Here is an 8764-nt window from a genome sequence, read left to right on the forward strand (position 1 = left end):
GCGAGCGTCGCCCTGAACAGCGCCCCGAACGCCCCCAACAGCAGCGCACAGAAAACCCACCCGCACCCCGGCTAGTCCTCGAAGAAGCTGACAGGCAACCCAGGCGTATCGACCCGCATCGAGATCACCGAGCCCGACGCCGGACGCTGCGCAATCTCCGCCGCGGGCCGTCCCTTGCGGGCACTCGTCACGAACAGCGTCTTCAGGTCGTCGCCACCGAAACAAGGCATCGTCGGACATTGCACCGGCGTCGCGATCGAGGCCACGCGCTCACCCGAAGGCGAGAAGCGCAACAGCTGCGCGCCCTCGAACATCGCGACCCAGTAGTGCCCCTGCGCGTCGATGGTCGCGCCGTCCGGGCGGCCCTCGTAGTGCACCGGCGAATCGGGCGTCCAGCCTTCGGGCTTCGCGTCGAACTGCTGGAACACCCGCGCATGGGAAAGCGAATTGGCCTCGGCATCCCAGTCCCATGCGCACACCACGTGCGCCGCCGTGTCGGCCCAGTACAGCGTGCGGGCATCGGGCGAAAACGCCAGGCCGTTGGCGGTGGTCGACTCGTTCGCCATCTGCGAAATGGTGGGCGATATGCCCGTGTCGCTGCGTGCGTCGAAGCAATACAGCGCGGCGTTGGCGCGATCCTTGGCTTCGTTCAGCGTGCCGCCCCAGAAGCGGCCCAGCGCATCGCACTTGCCGTCGTTGAAACGCATGGTGCGCACGTCGTGCTCCACGCGCGCCATCGCGACCAGTTCGCCGCCCCATTCGCGCGCGCGGTAGATGCCGTCGCGCAGCGCGATCACCAAGCCGCCGCTGCGCGCGGGCGCCATGCAGCCGGGCTCGGTCGGCAACGGCCATCGCTCGACCTTTGCCTGCGGCGAGCCGATGTCGCCGCGCGTGCGCAATACCGCGCGGCCGGGAATGTCGAGCCAGTAGAGCGCGCGTTCCCGCGGATGCCAGAACGGCGACTCGCCGAGTTCGCAAAGACTGTCTTCGATGGATGTCCACATGGTGTGGCGATTGTGCCCCCGGCCGTCGGGCGCGGCGGGCAAAAAAAAGCCCGCTGGCGCCGAAGCGTTCGCGGGCTGAACATCCAAAGGAGACTCTCGCTTGAAAAACTCGTTACGAAGAATTGTTCTTGTAAGAAAGGATGGTGGTCATCCGTTGCGCTGCGAGGCCGCCTGATGAGGCTGCCCCGCGGCGGCAGGGGATCAACGGTTGTAGGCGGTTTCGCCGTGCGAGGAGATGTCGAGGCCTTCGCGCTCTTCTTCTTCCGACACACGCAGGCCGATGGTCAGGTCGGCGATCTTGAAGGCGATGAAGGCCACCACGCCGGACCAGACGATCGTGAGCGCCACGCTCTTGATCTGGATCCACACCTGTGCGCCCATCGCGAAGGTGTCGGGCGTTGCGCCGCCGGTGCCGCCGAGGCCCTTGGCTGCGAACACGCCGGTCAGGATGGCACCCAGGATGCCGCCCACGCCGTGCACGCCGAACACGTCGAACGCATCGTCGGCACCGAGCATGCGCTTCAGGCCGCCGACACCCCACAGGCAGACCAGGCCGGCCAGCAGGCCCAGCACGATCGAACCCATCGGGCCGACGAAACCGGCGGCGGGCGTGACGGCCACCAGGCCGGCAACGGCACCGGACGCGGCGCCCAGCATCGAGGCCTTGCCCTTGTGCAGGCTTTCACCCAGGATCCACGACAGCGCGGCGGCAGCGGTGGCGAGCACCGTGTTGATGAAGGCCAGGCCGGCAACGGCGTTGGCTGCACCCGCCGAGCCGGCGTTGAAGCCGAACCAGCCGACCCACAGCAGCGAGGCGCCGACCATGGTGAGCGTGAGCGAGTGAGGCGTGAACGCTTCCTTGCCGTAGCCGACGCGCTTGCCGACCATGTAGGCACCGACCAGGCCGGCCACACCGGCGTTGATGTGCACCACGGTGCCGCCGGCGAAGTCGAGCGCGCCGTCCTTGCCCAGCAGGCCGCCGCCCCACACGATGTGGGCGATCGGCACGTAGCTGAAGGTGAACCACAGCACCGAGAACAGCAGCACGGCGGAGAACTTGGCGCGCTCAGCGAAGGCACCGACGATCAGCGCCACGGTGATGGCCGCGAAGGTGCCCTGGAAGGCGACGAACACGTATTCGGGAATGGTGGTCAGCGCGCCGAAGGTTTCCTGCGTGATGCCCTTCATGAAGATCTTGTCGAATCCTCCGAAGAAGTTGCCCTCGCCCGAGAACGCGATGCTGTAGCCGTAGATGGCCCACAGGATGCTGATCAGCGAGAAGATCACGAAGACCTGCATCAGCACCGACAGCATGTTCTTGGAGCGGCCCAGGCCACCGTAGAACAGCGCAAGGCCGGGAATGGTCATCAGGATGACGAGCAGCGTCGATGTCAGCATCCAGGCGGTGTCGCCGGAGTCGATCTTCGGCGCCGGAGCAGCGGCGGGTGCGGCCGCTGCGGCAGCAGGCGCTGCATCGGCCGCAGCTGGTGCGGCAGCAGCAGGTGCTGCGGGTGCCGGAGCGGCGGCAGCCGGTGCCGAAGCGGCCGGCGCTTCGGCCGTGGCCGCCGCGGGCGTCTGTGCAAAGCCGGTGGTGCCGGCGGCCAACACGCTCAAGCCGAGCGCAAGAGAGACAAGCAGTTTTTTCATAATCGTTGTTCTTTCGGGCCTGGACTCGGTCAGAGGGCTTCGCGGCCTGTTTCGCCGGTGCGGATGCGGACGACCTGCTCGAGGTTGTAGACAAAAATCTTGCCGTCGCCGATCTTGCCGGTGCGTGCGGCACCCTCGACGGCTTCGATCACGCGATCGACGAGGTCGTCGGAGACGGCCGCCTCGATCTTCACCTTGGGCAGGAAATCGACCACGTATTCCGCGCCGCGGTACAGCTCGGTGTGGCCCTTCTGGCGACCGAAGCCCTTGACCTCGGTGACGGTGATCCCCTGCACGCCGATAGCCGACAGTGCTTCGCGCACTTCGTCCAGCTTGAACGGTTTGATGATGGCTGTGACCAGCTTCATGATGAGTTGCTCCTTCGGATGGAAATGAAATGGCGCGGCAGCTTGGGCCGCGCCTCGTTGTGATCGTTTACAGCGTCTTCGTCAGCGTGAGGATGAAGCGTGTCTTGTTCGGCGAATAGACCTGCTGCGTGGTGTAGAAGCCGAAGTCGTACAGCGGGCCGGCTGCGACGTTGTACGCGGCCTTCTTGTTCGCGCCCTGCACGGAGCCGGTCAGCGACAGGCCGCTGCCGAAGTCGTAGGACAGGCCGACGTTGTAGTCCACGTAGTTCGGGTACTTGCCGGTCTTGACATCGTTCTGTGCGTTCCTGATGTCGCTCGACATGCGGGTGAAGCCCACGGCTGCCTTCAGCGTCAGCTTGGGCACGATCTCCTTGCTGTACGACAGGTTCAGGTAGCCCGTATTGCGGCCCGAGAACCCGGAGCCGGCCTTGTTGCTCGCATAGCCGAAGTAGTCCTTCGACACGGTGTGCGAGTACTTGGCCGTGAACGAGCCGATGGAATCGTTGGCGTAGGTGGCGCCGAAGTACAGCTCGGTGGTGTTGCCGGCCGAGTTGCCCGGGTAGATGTAGCTGAGCGCACCGACGTCCATGTCCACCGGGCCGGCCTTGAACTTGTAGCCGCCGTAGATGTCGCTCTCGATGCTGTTGCCCTTGAGCCAGTTCACGCTGGAGTTCCAGTTGCCCACGTAGAAGCCGCTCTCGCCGAAGGCGTAGTCGAAACCGCCCTGGATGGCGGGCTTGAAGCCCTTGGTCTTGGCGTAGTCGTTCTTGCCCAGCATGTCCTGGTCTTGGCCACGGAACTTGTAGTTGGTGGTCAGCGAGACATTGCCCGTGAGATTGGGAGCGGGAGCAGCCGCCGGTGCCGCGGCATCGGTCGTTGCGGCGGTCTGGGCCAGCGCGGCGCCCGACGTGGTCAATGCAGTGGCCAGAACGATCAGCGCCTGGGCGGCGGTACGGTGCGTCATCGGGGAACTCCTCGCAAGTGTGTTGTGGAACCTGATGACCCTCAAAGCAGGGAGCGTGCCAAAGTGCACGAATACCGCCCTCCGAGACGGCGGATGCGGCCCGTGTTGAGAGCCAATTCGTTACAACGGCTGTTTCCAGTGGTTGCAGATATCCGCGCGCTGCACCACCCCGGGCATGCGAAAGATAGGCGCACCATCTTGGTGATGGGGAGAACAATGAGTCTGTCTTTGGTGCAAAGCCGTGCTTTGCTAGGGCTTGAAGCGGCCAGCGTCACGGTCGAGGTGCATCTGGCGAACGGCCTGCCCAGCTTCACGCTGGTCGGCCTGGTCGAGACCGAGGTCAAGGAAGCGCGCGAGCGCGTGCGCTCGGCCATCCAGAACGCGGGGCTGGAGTTTCCCAACAACAAGAAGATCGTGGTCAACCTCGCGCCCGCCGACCTGCCGAAAGACTCGGGCCGCTTCGACCTGCCCATTGCGCTGGGCATCCTCGCGGCCAGCGGGCAGATCGACAACGCCCGGCTCGCGGGGCACGAGTTTGCCGGCGAGCTGTCGCTCTCGGGCGAACTGCGGCCCGTGCGGGGCGCCCTGGCGATGGCGCTGGCCCTGTACACGCGCGGCGTGGCGACACGGCTCGTGCTGCCCATGGACAGTGCGCAAGAGGCCGCGCTGGTGCCCGGTGGCGAGATCTACGGCGCCCGGCACCTGCTCGACGTGGTGCGGCAGTTCATTGCCGCCGACGACGAAGCCGCGGCGGCAAAGCTCCCCGATTCGCCGGGCGATGGCTGGGCCCGCGTGCTCGCCGCGCCGGGCGGCAACGCACCGCTCTACGCCGACCTGGCCGACGTCAAGGGCCACTCGAGCGCCAGGCGCGCCCTGGAGATTGCCGCGGCCGGCGGCCACAGCCTGCTGATGGTGGGCGAGCCGGGTTCGGGCAAGTCGATGCTCGCGCAGCGCTTTGCCGGCCTGCTGCCGCCGATGAGCATCGACGAGGCGCTCGAAAGCGCCGCGGTCGCCAGCCTGGGCGGGCGCTTCGCCGTCGAGCGCTGGATGTGCCGGCCGACGGCAGCGCCGCATCACACCGCCAGCGCGGTGGCGCTGGTGGGCGGGGGTTCGCCGCCCCGACCCGGAGAAATTTCGCGGGCCCACCACGGCGTGCTGTTCCTCGATGAATTTCCCGAGTTCGCGCGCGCGGCGCTGGAAGCCCTGCGCGAGCCGCTCGAGACTGGCACCATCACCATTGCGCGTGCGGCGCGGCGCGCGGATTTTCCGGCGCGCTTTCAACTCATCGCGGCCATGAACCCCTGCCCTTGCGGCTACCTGGGCGCGGCATCGAAGGCCTGCCGCTGCACGCCCGACCAGGTCTTGCGCTACCAGGGCAAGCTCAGCGGCCCGCTGCTGGACCGCATCGACCTGCACATCGAAGTGCCCGCAGTGTCGCCGCAGTTGCTGCTCGATGCACCCGCCGGCGAGTCGACCGACAGCATCCGCGCCCGCGTGTTCACCGCGCGCGATCGTGCAATGCAGCGCCAGGGCGCGGCCAACCATTCGCTGCAGGGGAGCGCCATCGACAGGCATGCGGGGCTGGACGCGCCGGCGCGCCAGTTCATGTTCAACGCCGCCAGCAAGCTCGGATGGTCGGCACGCAGCACGCACCGCGTGCTGAAGGTGGCGCGCACGATTGCCGACCTGGCGGGGGCCGATGCGGTGCAGGTCGCGCACCTGGCGGAAGCGGCGCAGTACCGGCGGGCCTTGCGCAACCCTGCCTGACGCGCGCGGCGTTCGACTGCGTTGCGCTGCGGCGCGCTGCTGTTGCTGCTACTTGAACTCGTGGCTCACCACGGGCGCCGAGCGGCTGTCCTGCACCGTCACACGCTGCCGGTACACGTCGAGGTCGCCGTTGCGCACTTCGATGTTGTAGATGCCCGGACGCAGCGACAGCGACTTGAGCGGAGGGCTCACGCCGCGCTCCGCACCGTCGACGAACACCTGGCCCCATGGCCGGATGTTCAGCATCACGCGGCCCGTGCCCGGTGTCGCGGCGGGCGCGGCGGTGCTGCCGGCCGTGCCCGCGGTCACGCCGGCCACCGCTGTGCCTGCCGTTCCGGGCGGCACGGTGCCGGGCGCGGTCGGCACCGTCGGCGAGAGGCGGTTCAGCTCGGCGATGGCATTGCGTGCGTCGCGTGCATGCGGGCCGCGGCGGTAGCGCCGCAGGTAGGCCTCGTAGCCTTCGCGCGTGTTCTCGGTCTGCGCGAGGTTCCAGTCTTCGGCCTCGGCGGTCACCTGCGCCTGCGCCGGCTCGGACGGCGTTGCGGCGGATGGCGTTGGCGCCGCCGGGCTGGCGGGCACGCTCTCGATGGGTGACAGCGGTGCCGTGCCCGCGACCGGCGCGGTGGCCGGTGGTGTGGCGCCACCCGCCACGGCCGGCGGCACCCCGCCATCCGTTGCACCCGGGGTCCCTGCGGCTCCGGCTGCGCCAGATGTAGTTCCCGTGTCCGGCGGTGGCATCACCGCCGGCGGCGATGCCGTGTTCGACATCGGCGCGGCGGGCGGTGGCATGGGGGCCATCGCGGTCGTGGTGTCCTGCTTGGTCGAGGTCATGCGCAGGCCGATCCAGCTTCCGACGGCCACCAGCGCCACCACGAGGCCGCCGACCAGCAGCCAGGGTGTTCGGCGCGCCGCTTTCTTCTTGCCGGGCGCCGTCTGCGGCGCGGGCGCCGTCTGCGGCGCGGGCGCCTTCGGCCTGCTGGCCTGGACTTTCATGACGGGCTCGGCAACGGCCGGCGCAACCGGTGTCGCGGCAAAGCCCGAGCCCTCTGCCGGCTGCACCTCCAGCGGCACCGGTGCCGACGCGGGCACCGGCGCGGGAGAGAACTGCTGCGGCACCTGTTGCGGAGGCGGCGGTGCCGCCGGCACGGGCGCGGCGGGAATGATCACCGTCGGCGCCGCCATGCCGTTCACATAGATCTCGCCGAGCTTCACCAGGCCCAGTTCGGCCGCGAAGGCCGCCACGGTCTGCGTGCGGTCCTTGCTGTGCACGGCCAGCGTGTGGTCGACCGCGGCGCAGAAACCCGGGCTCAGGTCGGCGCGGCCCATCGACGACAGCGGCACGTACGCGTCCTGCACGCTGCGCACCACGGCCGACGGCGGCGGGTGCCCCGTGACCGCGCGGTACAGCACGGCGCCCAGCGCATACAGATCGGTCCACGCGCCCTGCAGCAGCGTGTTGTCGTCGGCGTACTGCTCGATCGGCGAGTAGCCCGACTTCACCATCACCGCCACCTCGTCGACCAGGTCGGCAATCGACTTGCGCGCCGCGCCGAAGTCGAGCAGCACCGGCAGGTCGTCGTGCTGGATGAAGATGTTGTCGGGCGCGATGTCGCGGTGAAAGCACTGGCTGCGGTGCAGCGTCTCGAGCGCGCCGAGCAACGGCCCCAGGAGGCCGAGCAGCCAGGGCTCGGTGACCTTGCCTGGCTCTTCCTCGGCCAGGCGCCGCAGCGTGCGCCCACGGTAGAGCTGGATCGCCATGTAGGCGGTGGAGTTCGACTCCCAGAAACGATGCACCCGCACCAGCGCCGGATGGCTGAACTGCGCGAGCGTGCGCGCCTCGTTGATGAAGCTGCGCAGGCCCGCCTGGAAAGTGGCCGTGAGCCGCTCCGAACGCACGTGCACGCTGTTGTCGCCCACGCGGCGCGCGAGCATCGAAGGCATGTATTCCTTGATGGCCACTTCGCGCTGCAGCGAGTGGTCGTACGCGCGGTAGACGATGCCGAAGCCGCCTTCGCCGATCACCTCGAGCAGCTCGAATTCGTCCAGCCGGTGGCCCACGCCGAGCGGGTGGGGCCGCTCCTGCGGATCGGCCGGCGCGGTCGTGCCAACGCCGTGTGTGGTGGTCATCGTCATGCTTCGTCTCCTCCTGCTACTACCCCTGCAGCCACTGCTGCCGCCGCCGCGGACCCATGGCTCTGATGGCCTCTTGTGTCGATCGTCATGCCCATGGCACATGTCCCTGCGAAAACAGTTTTGAAAACAGCGGTGTGTTGAGGCCGCCGCCATGCGCGGCTGTCCGCAACGGTGAACCGTCGGCCTGGTTGGTCCACCAGTAGCTGGTGCTGCCGAAGGGGTCGAAGCACAGTGGAAGCTCGGGCCAGCCCAGGCGCTGCTGGGCGCCCGCGTCAGCGGCTGTAGGCCCGAGGATCGAGAGAATGTCGTCCGAGCCGCCACTGGCGGTCTGAAAGCCCGCACGGCCCGCGGCCAGCACGTGGCCGTCGAACTGGTCGGGCGCCACGCCGTGGCGAATGGCCTGCAGCAGGGCGGTGCCGCATTGCCAGTACCAGGCGGACGAGCCTTCGAGCACGGAAGGGCGGTAGCCCGATGCGGCGACCTGCAGGGTGACGCAGACGGGGTAGTAGCGGCCGACGCGGTCGCAGCTGGGTGCGATGCAGCCGAGCTGGACGGCGTTGACGCCCTGGGTGGCCGGAATGGCAAAGTTCCAGATGGGTGCGACGGCGTAGTGCCGGGTCATGGCATCGGGCCAGCGCTTGAAGCTGCCGAGGCCGTTCTGCATCCAGCGGTCCCACCAGGCCTGGAGTTCGCGGGGCATGCGCCGATAGAGAAAGTCGCCGGCGGCGGGGAGCTTGCCGTACCAGCCGATCTGTTCGTCGACGGGCACCCAGGCTTGTGGAGGAATGCTGCTGTTCATTTCACGGGTCCACTGCGCTGTGGTCTGGGCGCTGCTGTTCGGGGCGCTGCTGTTCAGGGCTCGTACGACTGACACCGGGTGC

General features: G+C 68.2%; 7 protein-coding genes. 1 reads left to right on the forward strand and 6 read right to left on the reverse strand.

The genetic code is table 11. From position 1 onward, the window contains the following. Window positions 1-71 precede the first annotated feature (71 nt). The 4 genes from DBV14_RS17390 to DBV14_RS17405 all read right to left on the reverse strand — a co-directional run bounded on the left by DBV14_RS17390 (window position 72) and on the right by DBV14_RS17405 (window position 3983). Complete coding sequence (locus DBV14_RS17390; protein ID WP_124460415.1) at window positions 72-1004, reverse strand: SMP-30/gluconolactonase/LRE family protein; 933 nt, start codon at window positions 1002-1004, stop codon at window positions 72-74. Between the two features lie 201 nt (window positions 1005-1205). Next, on the reverse strand, window positions 1206-2651 hold the full coding sequence (locus tag DBV14_RS17395; RefSeq protein WP_124460416.1) for an ammonium transporter: 1446 nt from the start codon (window positions 2649-2651) through the stop codon (window positions 1206-1208). Between the two features lie 29 nt (window positions 2652-2680). Beyond that, window positions 2681-3019 (reverse strand): P-II family nitrogen regulator, encoded by a 339-nt coding sequence (gene glnK / locus DBV14_RS17400; protein ID WP_007833403.1) that lies wholly within the window; start codon window positions 3017-3019, stop codon window positions 2681-2683. A gap of 67 nt (window positions 3020-3086) precedes the next feature. Then, complete coding sequence (locus DBV14_RS17405; RefSeq protein WP_124460417.1) at window positions 3087-3983, reverse strand: TorF family putative porin; 897 nt, start codon at window positions 3981-3983, stop codon at window positions 3087-3089. A gap of 216 nt (window positions 3984-4199) precedes the next feature. Between DBV14_RS17405 and DBV14_RS17410 the strand changes: the two genes are divergently transcribed. Then, complete coding sequence (locus DBV14_RS17410; protein ID WP_124460418.1) at window positions 4200-5750, forward strand: YifB family Mg chelatase-like AAA ATPase; 1551 nt, start codon at window positions 4200-4202, stop codon at window positions 5748-5750. Between the two features lie 48 nt (window positions 5751-5798). Here the strand turns inward: DBV14_RS17410 and DBV14_RS17415 are convergent, their stop codons facing one another. Then, on the reverse strand, window positions 5799-7883 hold the full coding sequence (locus DBV14_RS17415) for a serine/threonine protein kinase (protein WP_260397096.1): 2085 nt from the start codon (window positions 7881-7883) through the stop codon (window positions 5799-5801). An 85-nt stretch (window positions 7884-7968) separates the two neighbouring features. Further along, a complete protein-coding gene (gene tagF / locus DBV14_RS17420) occupies window positions 7969-8682 on the reverse strand; it encodes a type VI secretion system-associated protein TagF (protein ID WP_124460420.1) in 714 nt (237 codons plus the stop codon). Between the last annotated feature and the right edge of the window lie 82 nt (window positions 8683-8764).

It is taken from the genome of Variovorax sp. KBW07, assembly GCF_003852515.1.
GTDB lineage: Bacteria > Pseudomonadota > Gammaproteobacteria > Burkholderiales > Burkholderiaceae_C > Variovorax.

Excerpts from the sequence above, each read along its gene's own strand:
- DBV14_RS17390 (WP_124460415.1), bottom strand. The coding sequence starts at position 1,004 with ATGTGGACATCCATCGAAGACAGTCTTTGCGAACTCGGCGAGTCGCCG.
- DBV14_RS17395 (WP_124460416.1), bottom strand. The coding sequence starts at position 2,651 with ATGAAAAAACTGCTTGTCTCTCTTGCGCTCGGCTTGAGCGTGTTGGCC.
- glnK (WP_007833403.1), bottom strand. The coding sequence starts at position 3,019 with ATGAAGCTGGTCACAGCCATCATCAAACCGTTCAAGCTGGACGAAGTG.
- DBV14_RS17405 (WP_124460417.1), bottom strand. The coding sequence starts at position 3,983 with ATGACGCACCGTACCGCCGCCCAGGCGCTGATCGTTCTGGCCACTGCA.
- DBV14_RS17410 (WP_124460418.1), top strand. The coding sequence starts at position 4,200 with ATGAGTCTGTCTTTGGTGCAAAGCCGTGCTTTGCTAGGGCTTGAAGCG.
- DBV14_RS17415 (WP_260397096.1), bottom strand. The coding sequence starts at position 7,883 with ATGACGATGACCACCACACACGGCGTTGGCACGACCGCGCCGGCCGAT.
- tagF (WP_124460420.1), bottom strand. The coding sequence starts at position 8,682 with ATGAACAGCAGCATTCCTCCACAAGCCTGGGTGCCCGTCGACGAACAG.